Here is a 16,173-nt window from a genome sequence, read left to right as displayed (position 1 = left end):
CTTCGTTCGTTACGGCGTGTACACCGCCGGCCGAGGTGCCGTGGCCATCCCGTCGCCGATGAAGAAGCTCGGGTGCGGGGGCTGGTTGTAGGCGGTGTTCTGCCAGGCCAGGGCCGTGCGGTACTGGGTGTCGTGGAGGAGGGTCGTGATCCTCGTCGTCGTTTCGTACGGCGTGGAGTAGATGCGCAGGGCCGTGTTGTCCGTCGTCGGCCAGACGACCTCTTCCCGCCAGTCGCCCAGGATGTCCCCGGACAGCGACGGCGTCGCCTTGGTGCTGTTGTTGGAGTGGACGCCCGAGCCGGTCAGGAGGCGGGTGTCCGCGGACGTGCCGTACTTGTCGATGTGGGTGTCGTCGAGGAGTTCGCGGACCGTGTCGCCGTCCCACCAGGACAGGAAGTTGATGCTGGAGGGCTTGCGGGTGGCGACGACCGTGCCCTGCGGGTTGCGGATGCCGTCCGCGTGCGAGGACCAGGACTCGGCGCCCGCGCTGCCCGCCCAGATGTCGCCGGCGACGCCCCGGCCGTTGTCGCCGTTGGCAGCCGTGGACCAGAGGATCTGGCCCGTCCTCGCGTCCGCCATCCAGGACGCCGGCTTCGAGCTGTCCTCGTCGACCTTGAACTCCTCCAGGCCCGCGCGGGACGGGTCGAGGTCGCCGACGTGCATGGCGTCGCCGTGGCCGTTCTTCGTGGTCCACAGACCGTTGCCGTTGTCGTCCACGGCCATCGAGCCGTACACGATCTCGTCCTTGCCGTCCCCGTCGACGTCGGCCACCGACAGCTGGTGGTTGCCCTGGCCGTCGTACCCCTTGCCGGAGTTGGTCGAGGAGTTGGTGTCGAAGGTCCAGCGGCGGGCGAAGGCGCCGTTCCGCCAGTCCCAGGCCGCGATCACGGTACGGGTGTAGTAGCCGCGGGCCATGACCAGGGAGGGGCGGGAGCCGTCGAGGTAGGCCGTCCCGGCGAGGAAGCGGTCGACGCGGTTGCCGTACGAGTCGCCCCAGGAGGACACCGTGCCGCGCGCCGGCACGTAGTCGACGGTCTGCATCGCCTTGCCGGTCTGGCCGTTGAACATCGTCAGGTACTCCGGGCCGGAGAGCACGTAGCCCGACGAGTTGCGGTAGTCGGCGGACGAGCTGCCGATCACGGCCCCCGTCCCGTCGACCGTGCCGTCCGCCGTCTTCATCGCGACCTCGGCCTTGCCGTCGCCGTCGTAGTCGTACACCTGGAACTGTGTGTAGTGCGCGCCGGAACGGATGTTGCGGCCCAGGTCGATGCGCCAGAGGCGGGTGCCGTCGAGCTTGACGCCGTCGACGATCGTGTTTCCGGTGTAGCCGGACTGGGAGTTGTCCTTGGCGTTGGTCGGCTGCCACTTGAGGACGAAGTCGAGCTGGCCGTCGCCGTCGAGGTCGCCGACGGAGGCGTCGTTCGCCTCGTAGGTGTAGGCGACGCCGTCGGGGGTCGTGCCGCCGGCGGGCGGGGTGATCGGGACGTCCTTGTAGCCCGTGCGGAACTGGATCGCGTGGACCGAGTCCGCCTGCTCGACACCGCCCACGATCGCGCGGACCGTGTAGTCGGCCTGGGCGGGGGCGCCGGCGTGGAAGTAGTTCGTGGAGCCGGTGATCGGGGTCGAGTTGACCTTCGTACCGGCGCGGTAGACGTTGAAGGAGACGTCGTTCGGGTCGGTGCCGAGCCAGCGCCAGCTGACCAGGTTGCCGCTGTCGGTGTGGACGCTGACCACGCCCCGGTCGAGCTTCTCGACCTGGCGGGCGGTGGCGGCCTCGGCAGTGCCGGTGGTGGTGAGCGCGGTGAGCCCGGCGGCGACCAGGGCCGCGGCCGTGGTCACCGCCGAGAGGAGGGCTCGGCGTCTGCGGTGCGGGTGCGGGTGCTGCACGTGACGAACCTCCAGAGAGGACGGACGGGTTCCGTACCGTCGGTCGCCGCCGGGTCAGGTCAAGTTGCCGTATATTCCGGCCAGTTCGGCGACCGTGCGGGTGATCCGTTCGCGCAGCTCAGCGGGTTGCAGCACCTCGATGTCCGCGCCTAGCCGCAGGAATTCGCCATGCGCGTGCTCGATCGACTCAATGGGGACGGTCGCGACGGTCCAACCATCCTCGTCAGTAAGGCCGTTGACGGCCCTCGGCAACCGCACACCCGGTGCCAGGCGGACAACCGCCTCACCCCGGTACAGCCGCTCCTGGAAGTCCCGCTGATACGCCGTCCAGTACGCGGCCAGGTCGAAGTCGTCGGGCCGGGTGAACTCTTCGTCGGAGGCGGCGAGTTCGAGGATCTGGTCGACGCGGAAGGTACGCGGTCCGGGACCTGCGACGACGTACCAGCGGCCCGCCTTCAGGACGAGTCCGTACGGCTCCAACCGGCGTTCCACGTCGGTCGGTTCGGCCCAGCGGCGGTACAGGACGTGCAGCACCCGGCTGTTCCACACCGCGTCCGCCACCGCCGGGAGGTACGGCGCCTCCTGCGCGTCCGCGTACCAGCCGGGCGCGTCCAGGTGGAAGCGGCCGCTGATCCGGTCGGCGTGGGCGCGCAGCTCCGGTGGGAGGGCGGCGCGGACCTTGAGCTGGGCGGCGGCCAAGACGGAGCCGAGGCCGAGCTGGGCGGCGGGGCCGGGGGCGCCGGCCAGGAAGAGGGCCTCGGCCTCGCCGGCGGTGAGGCCGGTCAGGCGGGTGCGGTAGCCGTCGAGCAGCCGGTAGCCGCCGGCGTGGCCCGCGTCGCCGTACAGCGGGACGCCCGCCGCGCTCAGCGCCTCCACGTCCCGGTAGACCGTGCGCACCGAGACCTCCAGCTCCTCGGCCAGCTGGGCGGCGGTCATCCGGCCCCTGGTCTGGAGCAGGAGCAGGATCGAGACGAGGCGGCTGGACTTCACTCCTCCAGAGTTCACCGCTCCAGAATTACAGACTCCACTGACAGAGGGTGTCAGTGAAGCCGTCTTAGCGTCCCTTCATGGCCTTCACGGAGAAACTCCTGACCGTGCCGCCGCCGATCGAGGTGGCGGGGCGGCGCATCAAGCGCTACCACGTCACCGCCGACCCGGCGGGCATCGCGCCGGACGTCGAGAAGGCGGCGTACGAGATCCTCCCGGAGCTGCTGCCGGAGGCGGACGGCACTCCGCCCGCGACGTTCGTCGTCGTTCACCGGGGAAACGACGACGGCGCCTACATCAACGCCTATAGCTGGGTGTGGGACAACGTGCTCCACTTCCGAGGCGCCGCCGCCGGGCAGCCGGCGCTCTGGTGCCCGGACGCCGACCCGACGAACTTCATCAAGCCCGCCCTGCCGTGGATCGGTTGCGTCTGGGAGCTGCCGCCGATCACGCACGAACGGGACGCCTGGGTGCGGCACATGCTCGCGCCCGAAGTCCCGGACATCGAGGCCTACTTGGCCGACTCCCTGCCCGCAGGAACCACTGGAGACCGCTCATGAGCAGCCCGCACGACTTCGACTTCTTCCACGGCGAGTGGGACGTCGTCAACCACCGCCGCACCGACTTCCTCGACCCGGACAGCGACTGGGTGGAGTTCCCGGGCACGAGCCGCTGCTGGCCGCTGTTCGACGGGGCCGCGAACCTCGACGAGATCGACATGCCGCAGCTGGGCGCGAAGGGCGCGACCCTGCGGCTGTTCGACCACGAGACCCGGCAGTGGTCCCTGAGCTGGGCCGCGAGCCGCACCGGCACGCTCTTCCCGCCGGTGTTCGGCCGGTTCGACGGCGACCGCGGGGAGTTCTACGGCGACGACACCCACGACGGGAAGGACGTGAAGGTGCGGTTCGTCTGGACCGGGATGTCCCCCACGTCCGCCCATTGGGAGCAGGCGTTCTCGGTCGACGACGGGCAGACCTGGGTCACCAACTGGACCATGGACTTCAGCCGGCCGACGGCTTCCTGAAGGCCCGCAGGGTGAACTCCGGGTCGGGGCGCGGCCGTTCCTGGTCGGGCAGGGTCGCGAGGCGCTCGGCGAACCGTTCGGTCCGCGGGTCGCCCGGCGGCAGCTGGGTGAACCAGCCGCGGCGCAGGTCGGCCGCGGTGCGCCGGGGGCTGCGGCCCTGACCCCGGCCCGGGAACCGGGTCTGTCCGGCCGGATGCAGGCGGTGCGCGGCGGCGTACGCGGCCACCAGCGGGCCGGCGTCCGGTGCCGGGCGGCGCGGACGGGCCGCGAGGACGGCGTCGATGTCGCTGCCCACGTCGTGCGCGGCGGCCTTGTCGACGGTGGTGACGTACATGCCACCCGGCTTCAGGACGCGGGCGCACTCGGCGACGGCGGCCCGTACGTCCTCGGGGTCGTCGAGGAGGTGCAGCAGCCAGACGCTGGTCACGGCGTCGAAGGCCGAGTCCGGGAAGGGCAGCGCGCGGCTGTCGGCCAGGACGATCGCGCCGGGCAGGCGGGCCGCGGCCATCCGGGCCATGCCGTACGTCAGGTCGGCGCCCGTCACCCGGGCGGCGGGGAGCCCGGCCGCGAGGCGCCGGGTCACGATGCCGGTGCCGCAGCCGACGTCGAGGAGGCGGCCGGCATCGGCCGGGAGCAGGCCGAGTACGGCGTCGGCGGCCGCGGCGGCCCTGGGTTCGCCGCCGCGGGTGGCGTCGTAGGCGGCGGCTTCCTTGTCGTAGTCGAGCACGCGCGTCAGTGTGCCCCGTGCCCCTGTGCGAGCTCCGTCACGCGCTGTGCGAGCTCGAAGTCCTTCGAGGTGAGGGCGCCGCCCGCACTGTGCGTGTGCACGGACAGCGCCACCGTGTTGTAGCCGAGGGTGAGGTCGGAGTGGTGGTTCAGCTCCTCCTGGACCTGGGCGACGTGCACGACCATCGCAGTCGCGGCGAAGTGCGAGCCGAGGCGGTAGGTACGGGTGAGGCGGCCGTCGTCGACGGACCAGCCCGGCAGCTCGGCCAACCGGTCCTCGATCTCCTTCTGGGACAGCGGTTCGACGGGCATGACCGCGCTCCTTCCTGGATGTCGGGTACACCTCCAGACTCCCACAGCCGGGCCGCATCGGCCCAGGTCAGTGAGGGGAGACCCGATGACCGGGCCGGCCCGTGCGCACTCCTCGACTACCGTCGTACGTATGACCACTGCCGCAACCGAGAAGTCCGCCTCCCCCGGCCAGGGCGTCGGCCCGCTGCTGCGGGCCTGGCGGGAGCGACGGCGGGTCAGCCAGCTGGAGTTGGCGCTGCGGGCGGACTCCTCGGCCCGGCACATCAGCTTCGTCGAGACGGGCCGCTCCCGGCCGAGCGAGGAGATGGTCCTGAAGCTGGCCGAGCACCTGGACGTACCGGTGCGCGAGCGCAACTCCCTTCTCCTGGCCGCCGGTTACGCCCCGCGCTACCCGGAGACCCCGCTGGACGACCCGGCCCTGGACGCGCTGCGCGAGGGCATCGAGCGTCTGATCCAGGGCTACGAGCCGTATCCGGCGCTGGTGGTCGACGCGACGTACGACGTGGTGGCCGCGAACCGGGGCATCGCGATGCTCCTGGACGGCGTACCGGAGCACCTGCTGCAACCGCCTCTGAACGCGATGCGGTTGACCCTCCACCCGGAGGGCCTGGCCCCCCGCATCCGCAACCTGCGCGAGTGGCGCGGCCACCTCCTCGACCAGATGGAACGCCAGATCGCCCTCCAACGCTCCGAGCCACTGCGGACGTTGTACGAGGAGGTCGCCGCGTACCCGTTCCCCGACGCGCCCGCGGACGACGAACCACTGCACCCCGTACCGCACTTCGCCCTCCCGATGCGCATCGACCACGAGGGCCGCACCCTCTCCTTCATCTCGTCCATCTCCACCTTCAACACCCCCATGGACGTGACGGTCGCCGAGCTGGCGATCGAGACCTTCCTCCCCGCCGACCCGGCGACGGTCAAGTACCTCCGGTCGCTGCTCCCGTGAGCCACCTGGCGCGCGTGGCGAGCGCATCACCTCCGACCCCGTGAGACTGACAGCGGAACATGACACACTGCTTCGCGCAGACTTCGGTGGCGCGCAGGGGAGGCGGGCACGTGAGTGAGCGGCGTCCCGCGCCCACCGTGGGGCAGGTAGTGCTGGGCAAGCGCTTGCAGGAGCTGCGGGAAGCGGCCGGGCTCAAGCGCGAGGAGGCCGCGCGGGTGCTGCGGGTGGCCCCGGCGACCGTGCGGCGGATGGAGATGGCCGAGGTCTCGCTGAAGATCCCGTACGTCCAGGTGCTGCTGGAGACGTACGGCGTCCAGGAGGACGAGGCGGCCGCGTTCGTCGCACTGGCCGAGGAGGCGAACCAGCCGGGCTGGTGGCAGCGGTTCCACGACGTGCTGCCGGACTGGTTCAGCCTGTACGTCAGCCTCGAGGGTGCCGCCCGCCTGGTCCGCTCCTACGAGCCGCACTTCGTGCCCGGGCTGCTCCAGACCGAGGAGTACGCGCGTGCCGTCATGGAAGCAGGAACGATCGGCCAGACCGGTCCCGACCTCATCGAACGGCACGTCTCCCTGCGGATGGCCCGGCAGTCCCTGCTGGACCGCCCGGACCCGCCCCACCTGTGGGTGATCATGGACGAGACGGTGCTGAAGCGGCCGGTGAGCATCCGCGGCGAGGTGATGCGGGACCAGCTGGACAAGCTCCTCGACTTCGCCGAGCGGGACCGGGTCACGCTCCAGGTCGCCGAGTTCAGGGACGGCCCCCACCCGGGGACGTACGCGCCCTTCACACTGTTCCGCTTCGGCGAGCCGGAACTGCCCGACATGGTCTTCACCGAGTACCTGACCGGGGCGCTGTACCTCGACTCGCGCACGGAGGTCTCCGCACATCTGGAGGTCCTCGACCACATGACCGCGCGGGCCGCGTCGGCCCAGCGCACGAAGAAGATCCTGCGGGAGTACCGCGAGGACTTCTGAGCAGGGCGCCGCACCTTGTCCATCTGGAGGGGAAGACACGCATGACCGGATCCGACGCCGCACCGCAGATCGACACCAGCCGCCCGCACCCCGCCCGGGTGTACGACTGGTGGCTGGGCGGCAAGGACAACTACCCGGTGGACGAGGAACTCGCCCGCCGGATCCTGGCGGCGGACGGCACCGCGGTGCGCGGGGCGCGCGCCAACCGCCGATTCATGCACCGGGCCGTCCGGGCCGCGGCCGAGGCGGGCATCCGGCAGTTCCTGGACATCGGCACGGGCATCCCCACCGAGCCCAACCTGCACCAGGTGGCCCAGGCCGCGGCGCCGGAGTCGAGGGTCGTGTACGCCGACAACGACCCGATCGTGCTGCGGCACGCCGAGGCTCTGCTGAACAGCTCCGCGGAGGGCAGCACCGACTACATCCACGCCGACGTCCGCGACCCCGAGACGATCCTGCGCCTGGCCGGCGAGTCCCTGGACCTCGGACAGCCGGTCTCGCTGTCCCTGGTCGCGCTCACCCACTACCTGGGCGAGGCGGAGGACGACGTGTACGGCCTGGTCAGGCGGTACGTCGACGTACTCGCCCCGGGCAGCTTCCTGATCCTGTCCCAGGTCACCCAGGACCTCAGCCCCGAGGGCGTGGCCAAGGCGAAGGAACTCTTCGCGAGAAGCGGCACCCCCTTCTACCCCCGCCCGCTCCCCGAGTTCTACCGCTTCTTCGACGGCCTGGAACTCCTCGGCCCCGGCGTGATCCCGGTATCCGGCTGGCGCCCGGACCCGGAGGACGTGGCAGTGCAGTCGGAGGGCATCGTGCCGGTGTACGCGGGGGTCGCGCGCAAGGTGTGACACCACCCGTACGGCCCCCTGAACAGGTGCTTCCCCCTGCTCACCCCTAGCGTCGAAGCACAGGGTGAGCAAGGGAGCGCCGGACGTGACCGACACACGGATACCGCCCACCGAGCCGGGAGCGGCGCTGTTGCGCGCCGGGAAGTTCTTTCGCTCCGGTACGGCGGCCCCCGACATGCACAGCATCGGGAAGGTCGGCGGGCGTGAGGCGGACGCCTTCTACCGGGACCGCTGGAGCCACGACAAGGTCGTGAACTCCACGCACGGCGTGAACTGCACGGGTTCCTGCCGCTGGAAGGTGTACGTCAAGGACGGCATCATCACCTGGGAGACCCAGCAGACGGACTATCCCAGCGTCGGTCCCGACCGGCCCGAGTACGAGCCGCGCGGCTGCCCGCGTGGGGCCGCCTTCTCCTGGTACACGTACTCCCCGACCCGGGTGCGCTACCCGTACGTCCGCGGCGTCCTGCTCGAGTTGTACCGCGAGGCTCTCGCCCGCACCGGCGACCCCGTCCTCGCCTGGGCCGACATCCAGAACGACCCCGAGCGCCGCCGCCGTTACCAGCAGGCGCGCGGCAAGGGCGGTCTGGTGAGGGCGAGTTGGGACGAGGCGATCGAGATCGTCGCCGCCGCCCACGTCCACACCATCAAGACGTACGGTCCCGACCGCATCGCCGGCTTCTCCCCCATCCCCGCGATGTCGATGGTGTCGCACGCGGCCGGAGCGCGTTTCCATTCGCTGATCGGCGCTCCGATGCTCTCCTTCTACGACTGGTACGCCGACCTCCCCGTCGCCTCCCCGCAGGTCTTCGGCGACCAGACCGACGTACCGGAGTCGGGCGACTGGTGGGACGCCGCGTATCTGATGATGTGGGGCTCGAACGTCCCGGTGACCCGCACCCCGGACGCCCACTGGATGGCGGAGGCCCGCTACCGCGGCCAGAAGGTGGTCGTGGTCGCCCCCGACTACGCGGACAACGCCAAGTTCGCCGACGAGTGGCTCCACCCGCACCCCGGCACGGACGGAGCGCTGGCCCTCGCGATGGGGCATGTGATCCTCAAGGAGTTCTTCGTCGACCGCGAGACCCCGTTCTTCGCGGACTACGTACGGAAGTTCACCGACCTGCCCTTCCTGGTCACGCTCACCGAGAAGGACGGCTCCCACGTCCCGTCGAAGTTCCTGCGCGCCACCGACCTCGGCCAGACCGGCGAGGGCGCCGAGTGGAAGACGGTCGTCCTGGACGGGGTGAGCGGTCGCGCGGTCGTCCCGAACGGCTCCCTCGGCTTCCGCTGGACCGACTCCGGCAAGGGCCGCTGGAACCTCGAACTCGGCCCGATCGACCCGCAGTTGAGCCTGTACGGCCATGAGGCGTCCGGCCCGGTCGAGGTGCTGCTCCCCCGCTTCGACACCGAGGGCGGCGAGCACGGCCAGGGCCGCGGCGACGTGGTCCGGCGCGGCGTCCCGGCGACCCGGCTCGGCGGCGCGGGCGGCCCGCTGGTGACGACCGTCTTCGACCTGCTCCTCGCCCAGTACGGCGTCGCCCGCGACGGCCTCCCGGGCGGCTGGCCCACCTCCTACGAGGACTCCGAGGCGCCCGGCACGCCCGCCTGGCAGGAGACGCACACGTCCGTCCCCGCCGCCAAGTGCGTAAAGATCGCAAGGGAGTTCGCGCGGACCGCGGAGCGGTCCAAGGGCCGCTGCATGATCCTGATGGGCGCGGGCACCAACCACTGGTTCCACTCCGAGACCATCTACCGCTCCTTCCTTGCCCTGCTCCAGCTCACCGGCTGCCAGGGCCGCAACGGCGGCGGCTGGGCACACTACGTCGGCCAGGAGAAGTGCCGCCCGGTGACCGGCTGGGCGACGCTGGCTGCCGGGTCCGACTGGTCGCGTCCACCGCGCCAGATGATCGGGGCGGCCTACTGGTTCCTCAACACCGACCAGTGGCGCTACGACCGGTTCACGGCCGAGGTGCTCGCCTCGCCGCTCGGCGAGGGCCGGTTCAAGGGCATGACCGGCGCGGACTGCCTCGCCCTGTCGGCCCGTTCGGGCTGGATGCCCTCCTACCCGACCTTCGACCGCAATCCGCTGGAGCTGGGTGAGGCATTCGGCGATCCGGTGGCGAAGGCGGTGGCCGAACTGCGCGCGGGGACACTGAAGTTCGCCTGCGAGGACCCCGACGCCCCGGAGAACTGGCCGCGCGTGCTGACGCTGTGGCGAGCCAACCTGCTCGGTTCCTCGGCGAAGGGCGCCGAGTACTTCACCAGGCATCTCCTGGGCACACACTCGTCGTTGAGCGCCCAGGAGGCCGAGCCCGACGAGCGCCCTCGTGACGTCACCTGGCGGGACGAGGCCCCCGAGGGCAAGCTCGACCTGCTGCTGTCCCTGGACTTCCGGCAGACCTCGTCGACGCTCCTGTCGGACGTCGTCCTCCCCGCCGCGACCTGGTACGAGAAGCACGACCTGTCCTCCACCGACATGCACCCCTACGTGCACTCCTTCACCCCGGCCGTGGACCCGCCGTGGCAGGCGCGCACCGACTTCGACACCTTCAAGGTGCTGGCGGAGCGGCTGAGCGAGCTGGCCGTCGACCATCTCGGCGTGCGCAAGGACCTGGTCGCGGCCCCGCTCCAGCACGACACCCCGGGCGAGATCGCCCAGCCGGGCGGCGTGGTCCTGGACTGGAAGCGCGGCGAGTGCGAGGCGGTGCCCGGCAAGACGATGCCGAACCTGGTGGTCGTGGAGCGGGACTACACCGCGATCGGCGCGAAGTTCACCGCGCTCGGACCGCTGGTGGAGCAACTCGGCCTGCCCGCCAAGGGAATCGCCCTCAGACCGGACGAAGAGGTCGAGCATCTACGGCAGTTGAACGGCACCGCGTACCAGGGCCGCCCTTCCCTCGACACGGCCGTGAAGGCGGCGAACACCATCCTCGCCCTGTCCGGCACGACCAACGGCCGCCTCGCCACCCAGGGCTTCCACACCCTGGAGGAGCGCACCGGGCAGGAGATGGCCCACCTGGCGGCCGAGCACGAGGGCAAGCGGATCACGTACGCCGACACCCAGGCGGCCCCAGTGCCGGTCATCACCTCGCCCGAGTGGTCGGGCAGCGAGTCCGGTGGCCGCCGCTACACCGCTTTCACGCTCAACACCGAGCATCTGAAGCCCTGGCACACGCTCACCGGCCGCCAGCACTTCTTCCTGGACCACGACTGGATCCACGAGCTGGGCGAGGCACTCCCCGTCTACCGGCCGCCGCTCGACATGAACAAGCTCTTCGGCGAACCACAGCTCGGGCCGGACGGGCAACGGGAAGTGACGGTCCGTTACCTCACACCGCACAACAAGTGGTCCATCCACTCCGAGTACCAGGACAACCTGTTCATGCTCGCCCTCTCCCGCGGCGGCCAGAGCATCTGGATGTCCCCGCAGGACGCGGACGCGATCGGGGTGGCGGACAACGACTGGATCGAGGCGGTCAACCGCAACGGCGTGGTCGTGGCCCGCGCGGTCGTCTCGCACCGCATGCCGGCCGGCACGGTCTACATGCACCACGCGCAGGAGCGCACGGTCAACGTCCCCAGGACGGAGACCACCGGCAAGCGCGGCGGCATCCACAACTCACTCACCCGCCTGATCCTCAAACCGTCCCATCTCGTGGGCGGCTACGCCCAGTTGAGCTGGGCCTTCAACTACCTGGGCCCCACGGGCAACCAGCGCGACGAGGTGACGGTCATCCGCCGTCGCAGCCAGGAGGTCGAGTACTGATATGCGCGTCATGGCTCAAGTCGCGATGGTCATGAACCTCGACAAGTGCATCGGCTGCCACACCTGCTCGGTCACCTGCAAGCAGGCGTGGACCAACCGGCAGGGCATGGAGTACGTCTGGTTCAACAACGTCGAGACCCGCCCCGGCCAGGGCTACCCGCGCCGCTACGAGGACCAGGAGAAGTGGCGCGGCGGCTGGGAGCTCAACAAGCGTGGCCGGCTGAAGCTCAAGGCCGGCGGCCGCCTGCACAAGCTCGCCGGGATCTTCTCCAACCCCAGGCTCCCGGAGATCAAGGACTACTACGAGCCCTGGACCTACGACTACAAGAACCTCACCGACGCCCCGCTCGGCGACGACTACCCGGTGGCCCGTCCGGTCTCCCAGCTCGACGGCAAGCCGATGAAGATCGAGTGGTCCTCGAACTGGGACGACAACCTCGCCGGCGCCCCCGCGTACGGCGACCTCGACCCGATGGTCGAGCGCACTCGCCAACAGGCCTCGGACAAGGTGAAGTTCGAGTTCGAGCAGACCTTCATGTTCTATCTGCCGCGGATCTGCGAGCACTGCCTCAACCCGGCCTGCGTGGCGTCCTGTCCGTCCGGCGCGATGTACAAGCGCGCCGAGGACGGGATCGTGCTGGTCGACCAGGACCAGTGCCGGGGCTGGCGGATGTGCGTGACGGGATGCCCGTACAAGAAGGTGTACTTCAACCACTCCACCGGCAAGGCCGAGAAGTGCACGATGTGCTATCCGCGGGTGGAGGTCGGGCTGCCGACGGTGTGCTCGGAGACCTGCGTCGGGCGGCTGCGCTATCTCGGGGTCGTCCTCTACGACGCCGACAAGGTGACGGCGGCGGCCTCGGTCCAGGACGAAGAGGCGCTGTACGAGGCCCAGTTGGGCGTCTTCCTCGACCCCGAGGACCGTGCGGTGCAGCGGGCGGCCGAGGCGGCGGGGATCCCGTACGACTGGGTGGAGGCGGCCCGGCGCTCGCCCGTGCACGCGCTGATCAGCAAGTACAGGGTGGCGCTGCCGCTGCATCCCGAGTACCGCACCATGCCGATGGTCTGGTACATCCCGCCGCTCTCGCCGGTGGTGGACGCGCTGACCGAGACCGGGCACGACGGTGAGGACGCGCAGAACCTCTTCGGCGCGATCGACACGCTCCGCATCCCGCTGGAGTACCTGGCGGAGGTGTTCACCGCCGGTGACGTGGAGCCGGTGCGGGCCTCGCTGGAGAAGCTCGCCGCGATGCGGGCCCATATGCGGGCGATCAATCTCGGCGAGGAGCCCGACCGGTCGGTCACCGACGCCGTCGGTATGAAGCCCGAGGAGATCGAGGCGATGTACCGGCTGCTGGCGATCGCCAAGTACGAGGACCGGTACGTGATTCCGACCGCGGCCGTCGGTGACGCGCGGCGCCTGGAGGAGTCCGCGCTGCCGGAGGGGTGCAGCCTCGACTACGAGGGCGGTCCCGGCATGGGCGGCGACGGGCCGTTCGGCCAGGACTCGGGGCGCAAGCACCTGCCGCTGGTGTCGGTGGAGAACTTCCACGGGCTGCGCAGACGGCAGACCTCCGACGACCCCGCCGACACCGAGGAGGCCTGATGCCATCGGACGCCGTGCTGTACCAGGCTGCCGCGCTCTGTCTGACGTACCCCGACGAGGACTTCCGCGCGCGGCTGCCGCTGCTGCGTGAAGCCGCCCCGCAGCTGCGGGAGTTCGTGGACCACGCGGCGGTCACTCCGCCGCAGGAACTGGCCGCGCACTACGTCCAGGTCTTCGACTTCAAGAACCGGCACAGCCTCTACCTCAGCTGGTGGCAGGACGGCGACACCCGGCGGCGCGGTATGTCGCTGGTCCGCTTCAAGGACGTCTACCGGGCCGCCGGCCTGGAGTTCAGCGGCGAGGAGCTGCCCGACTTCCTGCCCGCGGTGCTGGAGTTCGCGGCCCGCACCGGCGACACGGACCTGCTCACCGAGCACCGCGCCGGGCTCGAACAACTCCGGTCCCGGCTGACCGCTTTCGGTACGCCATACGCGTCCGTGCTGGACGCCGTGTGCGCGGCGCTGCCGACCGCCCGCATCGGAGCCCGCTCATGAGCACACTCCTCTGGGGCGTCCTGCCGTACGTCGCCCTCGCGTTGCTGATCGCCGGTCTGGTCTGGCGCTACCGCTACGACAAGTACGGCTGGACGACCCGTTCGTCCCAGGTCTACGAGTCGAAGCTCCTCAACATCGCCTCCCCCGCCTTCCACTACGGCATCCTCTTCGTACTCGCGGGCCACCTCGTGGGTCTGTTCGTCCCGATGTCCTGGACGGACAAGGCCGGCGTCAGCGAGCACACGTACCACCTGTTCTCGCTGTACGGCGGCACGGCGGCGGGTGTCCTGGCGGTGGCCGGCATCCTGCTCCTCGTCTACCGACGGCGCACGAAGGCCCCCGTCTTCCGGGCGACCACGGTCAACGACAAGCTGATGTACCTCGTCCTGCTGGCCGCGATCGCGATGGGCATGATCGCCAAACTGACCCACGCCTCCGGCGACGGCTACAACTACCGTGATTCCATTGCCCCTTGGGCCCGCAGCCTGTTCACTCTCCAGCCGAAGACGGACCTGATGGAGGGCGTCCCGGTCCTCTACCAGATCCACGCGGTGATCGGCATGGCCCTGATCGCGCTGGTCCCGTACACCCGCCTGGTCCACATGTTCAGCGCACCGGTGCAGTACCTGTTCCGGCCCTACGTGGTGTACCGCAGCCGCGACCCCGGACAGCTGGGGCCGCGGCCGGAGCGGCGAGGCTGGGAGAAGACGGGGGCCTAGGCCGCTCCGCCCTTCTGGTCCTTCTCGTCGTCGACGATCTCGGCGTCCACCACGCCCTCTTCGTCCTGCGGTGAGGTGTGCTGTTCGGTTCCCGTACCGGTCGGCTGTTCGGCCTGGGCGTACATCGCCTGCCCCATCTTCTGGCTGACGGTGGCGAGTTTCTCGACGCCGGTGCGCAACTCGTTCGTCTCCGCGTTCTGTTCGAGGAGCGTCTTCAGCTCCGCGGCCGCCGCCTCCACCTCCGACTTGGTCTCCGCCGGCACGCGGTCCTCGTTGTCGCGGATGAACTTCTCGGTCTGGTAGACGAGTTGCTCGGCCTGGTTGCGCGTCTCGGCGGCCTCCCGGCGCTTGCGGTCGTCGTCGGCGTACTGCTCGGCCTCCCGCATCATGCGGTCGATGTCGTCCTTGGGAAGCGCGGAACCGCCCGTCACCGTCATCTTCTGCTCGCGGCCCGTCGCGAGGTCCTTCGCCGACACGTGCATGATCCCGTTCGCGTCGATGTCGAAGGCGACCTCGATCTGCGGAATCCCGCGCGGCGCGGGCGGCAGGCCGGTGAGGTCGAAGACGCCCAGCTTCTTGTTGTACGCGGCGATCTCCCGTTCGCCCTGGTAGACCTGGATGCCGACCGAGGGCTGGTTGTCGGTGGCCGTCGTGAAGATCTCCGAACGCCGGGTCGGAATCGTGGTGTTGCGCTCGATGAGCTTCGTCATGATGCCGCCCTTGGTCTCGATGCCCAGGGACAGCGGAGTGACGTCGAGCAGCAGCACATCCTTGACGTCGCCGCGGATCACGCCCGCCTGGAGCGCCGCGCCGACGGCCACCACCTCGTCCGGGTTGACGCCCTTGTGCGGGTCCTTGCCGGTGAGTTCCTTGACCAGGTCGGTGACGGCGGGCATCCGGGTCGAACCGCCGACGAGGATCACGTGGTCGACCGCCGAGAGCTTGATGCCGGCGTCCTTGACCGCCTGGTGGAAGGGGTCTTGCAGCGGTCGAGCAGATCGGCGGTGAGCTCCTGGAACTGGGCCCGGGTCATCTTCTCGTCGAGGTGCAGCGGCCCCTCGGCGGAGGCGGTGATGTAGGGAAGGTTGATCGTCGTCTCGGACGAGCTGGACAGCTCGATCTTGGCCTTCTCGGCACCCTCGCGCAGCCGCTGGACCGCCATCTTGTCCTTGCCGAGGTCGATGCCGTACTGCCCCTGGAACTTCTTCACCAGGTACTCGACGATCCGCTGGTCCCAGTCGTCACCGCCGAGACGCGTGTCGCCGTTGGTGGCCTTGACCTCGATGACGCCGTCCCCGATCTCCAGCAGGGACACGTCGAAGGTGCCGCCGCCGAGGTCGAAGACGAGGACCGTCTGTTCCTCGCCGCGGTCGAGGCCGTAGGCGAGGGCCGCGGCCGTGGGCTCGTTGATGATCCGCAGCACCTTCAGGCCGGCGATCTCCCCGGCCTCCTTGGTCGCCTGCCGCTGCGAGTCGTCGAAGTACGCCGGTACGGTGATCACCGCGTCCGTGACGTCCTCGCCGAGGTAGGACTCGGCGTCCCGCTTCAGCTTCTGCAGCACTCGCGCGGACAGCTCCTGTGCCCGGTAGCGGGTCCCGTCGATGCTGCCCTGCTCCGGGAAGTGCCAGCTCGTGTCGCCCATGTGCCGCTTCACCGAGCGGGCCGTCCGCTCCACGTTGGTCACGGCCTGCCGCTTGGCGACCTCGCCGACCAGCACCTCCCCGTTCTTGGCGAAGGCCACGACCGACGGTGTGGTCCTGGCTCCCTCCGCATTGGCGACGACGGTGGCTTCGCCGCCCTCCAGCACGGCGACCACCGAGTTCGTGGTCCCGAGATCGATCCCGACCGCTCGTGCCATCTCCGTCCCCTTCCGCCAGG

Annotated in this window: 13 protein-coding genes and 1 pseudogene; 9 read left to right on the top strand and 5 right to left on the bottom strand. The window is 70.1% G+C overall.

Annotation, left to right across the window (positions count from 1 at the left end):
- Window positions 1-9: 9 nt before the first annotated feature.
- Both ACQEWB_RS40805 and ACQEWB_RS40800 read right to left on the bottom strand, forming a co-directional pair.
- Window positions 10-1,887, bottom strand: coding sequence for a rhamnogalacturonan lyase (locus tag ACQEWB_RS40805; protein WP_432840385.1), 1,878 nt, complete (start codon window positions 1,885-1,887; stop codon window positions 10-12).
- A 54-nt stretch (window positions 1,888-1,941) separates the two neighbouring features.
- On the bottom strand, window positions 1,942-2,877 hold the full coding sequence (locus ACQEWB_RS40800; protein ID WP_432840383.1) for a helix-turn-helix transcriptional regulator: 936 nt from the start codon (window positions 2,875-2,877) through the stop codon (window positions 1,942-1,944).
- Between the two features lie 77 nt (window positions 2,878-2,954).
- On the opposite strand from ACQEWB_RS40800, the gene ACQEWB_RS40795 reads away from it, so the two are divergent.
- Window positions 2,955-3,434, top strand: coding sequence for a hypothetical protein (locus ACQEWB_RS40795; protein WP_432840381.1), 480 nt, complete (start codon window positions 2,955-2,957; stop codon window positions 3,432-3,434).
- Window positions 3,431-3,898: a hypothetical protein gene (locus ACQEWB_RS40790; protein WP_432840379.1), complete on the top strand. Its 468-nt coding sequence runs from the start codon at window positions 3,431-3,433 to the stop codon at window positions 3,896-3,898. The genes ACQEWB_RS40795 and ACQEWB_RS40790 overlap by 4 nt, the downstream gene beginning before the upstream one ends.
- Here ACQEWB_RS40790 and ACQEWB_RS40785 read toward each other — a convergent pair.
- Together ACQEWB_RS40785 and ACQEWB_RS40780 are read right to left on the bottom strand one after the other, a co-directional pair.
- The gene (locus ACQEWB_RS40785) at window positions 3,876-4,625 is read right to left on the bottom strand and encodes a class I SAM-dependent methyltransferase (protein ID WP_432840377.1); all 750 of its coding nucleotides are present in this window, start codon (window positions 4,623-4,625) and stop codon (window positions 3,876-3,878) included. The genes ACQEWB_RS40790 and ACQEWB_RS40785 overlap by 23 nt on opposite strands.
- Window positions 4,626-4,630: 5 nt before the next feature.
- Entirely contained in the window at window positions 4,631-4,936 is a 306-nt protein-coding gene (locus ACQEWB_RS40780; protein ID WP_432840375.1) for a 4a-hydroxytetrahydrobiopterin dehydratase, read from the bottom strand.
- A 130-nt stretch (window positions 4,937-5,066) separates the two neighbouring features.
- Here ACQEWB_RS40780 and ACQEWB_RS40775 point away from each other — a divergent pair, with 130 nt between their 5' ends.
- The 7 genes from ACQEWB_RS40775 to narI all read left to right on the top strand — a co-directional run bounded on the left by ACQEWB_RS40775 (window position 5,067) and on the right by narI (window position 14,295).
- Complete coding sequence (locus ACQEWB_RS40775; protein WP_432840373.1) at window positions 5,067-5,885, top strand: helix-turn-helix domain-containing protein; 819 nt, start codon at window positions 5,067-5,069, stop codon at window positions 5,883-5,885.
- A 110-nt stretch (window positions 5,886-5,995) separates the two neighbouring features.
- On the top strand, window positions 5,996-6,859 hold the full coding sequence (locus ACQEWB_RS40770) for a helix-turn-helix domain-containing protein (protein ID WP_432840371.1): 864 nt from the start codon (window positions 5,996-5,998) through the stop codon (window positions 6,857-6,859).
- A 41-nt stretch (window positions 6,860-6,900) separates the two neighbouring features.
- Entirely contained in the window at window positions 6,901-7,707 is an 807-nt protein-coding gene (locus tag ACQEWB_RS40765; protein WP_432840369.1) for an SAM-dependent methyltransferase, read from the top strand.
- 85 nt (window positions 7,708-7,792) lie between these two features.
- On the top strand, window positions 7,793-11,476 hold the full coding sequence (locus ACQEWB_RS40760; protein ID WP_432840367.1) for a nitrate reductase subunit alpha: 3,684 nt from the start codon (window positions 7,793-7,795) through the stop codon (window positions 11,474-11,476).
- Between the two features lies 1 nt (window position 11,477).
- On the top strand, window positions 11,478-13,082 hold the full coding sequence (gene narH / locus ACQEWB_RS40755) for a nitrate reductase subunit beta (RefSeq protein ID WP_432840365.1): 1,605 nt from the start codon (window positions 11,478-11,480) through the stop codon (window positions 13,080-13,082).
- On the top strand, window positions 13,082-13,576 hold the full coding sequence (gene narJ, locus ACQEWB_RS40750) for a nitrate reductase molybdenum cofactor assembly chaperone (protein ID WP_432840363.1): 495 nt from the start codon (window positions 13,082-13,084) through the stop codon (window positions 13,574-13,576). Before narH ends, narJ begins: the two co-directional genes overlap by 1 nt.
- Window positions 13,573-14,295, top strand: a complete 723-nt coding sequence (gene narI / locus ACQEWB_RS40745; RefSeq protein ID WP_432840361.1) for a respiratory nitrate reductase subunit gamma — start codon at window positions 13,573-13,575, stop codon at window positions 14,293-14,295. The genes narJ and narI overlap by 4 nt, the downstream gene beginning before the upstream one ends.
- On the opposite strand, the pseudogene dnaK reads toward narI, so the two are convergent.
- Window positions 14,292-16,153 (bottom strand): annotated as a pseudogene (dnaK, locus tag ACQEWB_RS40740) (molecular chaperone DnaK). The gene narI and the pseudogene dnaK overlap by 4 nt on opposite strands.
- Between the last annotated feature and the right edge of the window lie 20 nt (window positions 16,154-16,173).

It is taken from the genome of Streptomyces sp. CA-249302 (genome assembly GCF_050936785.1).
In the GTDB taxonomy this organism is placed as follows: Bacteria; Actinomycetota; Actinomycetes; order Streptomycetales; family Streptomycetaceae; genus Streptomyces.
This window is presented reverse-complemented; position numbering and strand designations above follow the sequence as displayed.

Excerpts from the sequence above, each read along its gene's own strand:
- ACQEWB_RS40795 (WP_432840381.1), top strand. The coding sequence starts at position 2,955 with ATGGCCTTCACGGAGAAACTCCTGACCGTGCCGCCGCCGATCGAGGTG.
- ACQEWB_RS40790 (WP_432840379.1), top strand. The coding sequence starts at position 3,431 with ATGAGCAGCCCGCACGACTTCGACTTCTTCCACGGCGAGTGGGACGTC.
- ACQEWB_RS40780 (WP_432840375.1), bottom strand. The coding sequence starts at position 4,936 with ATGCCCGTCGAACCGCTGTCCCAGAAGGAGATCGAGGACCGGTTGGCC.
- ACQEWB_RS40775 (WP_432840373.1), top strand. The coding sequence starts at position 5,067 with ATGACCACTGCCGCAACCGAGAAGTCCGCCTCCCCCGGCCAGGGCGTC.
- ACQEWB_RS40765 (WP_432840369.1), top strand. The coding sequence starts at position 6,901 with ATGACCGGATCCGACGCCGCACCGCAGATCGACACCAGCCGCCCGCAC.
- narH (WP_432840365.1), top strand. The coding sequence starts at position 11,478 with ATGCGCGTCATGGCTCAAGTCGCGATGGTCATGAACCTCGACAAGTGC.
- narJ (WP_432840363.1), top strand. The coding sequence starts at position 13,082 with ATGCCATCGGACGCCGTGCTGTACCAGGCTGCCGCGCTCTGTCTGACG.
- narI (WP_432840361.1), top strand. The coding sequence starts at position 13,573 with ATGAGCACACTCCTCTGGGGCGTCCTGCCGTACGTCGCCCTCGCGTTG.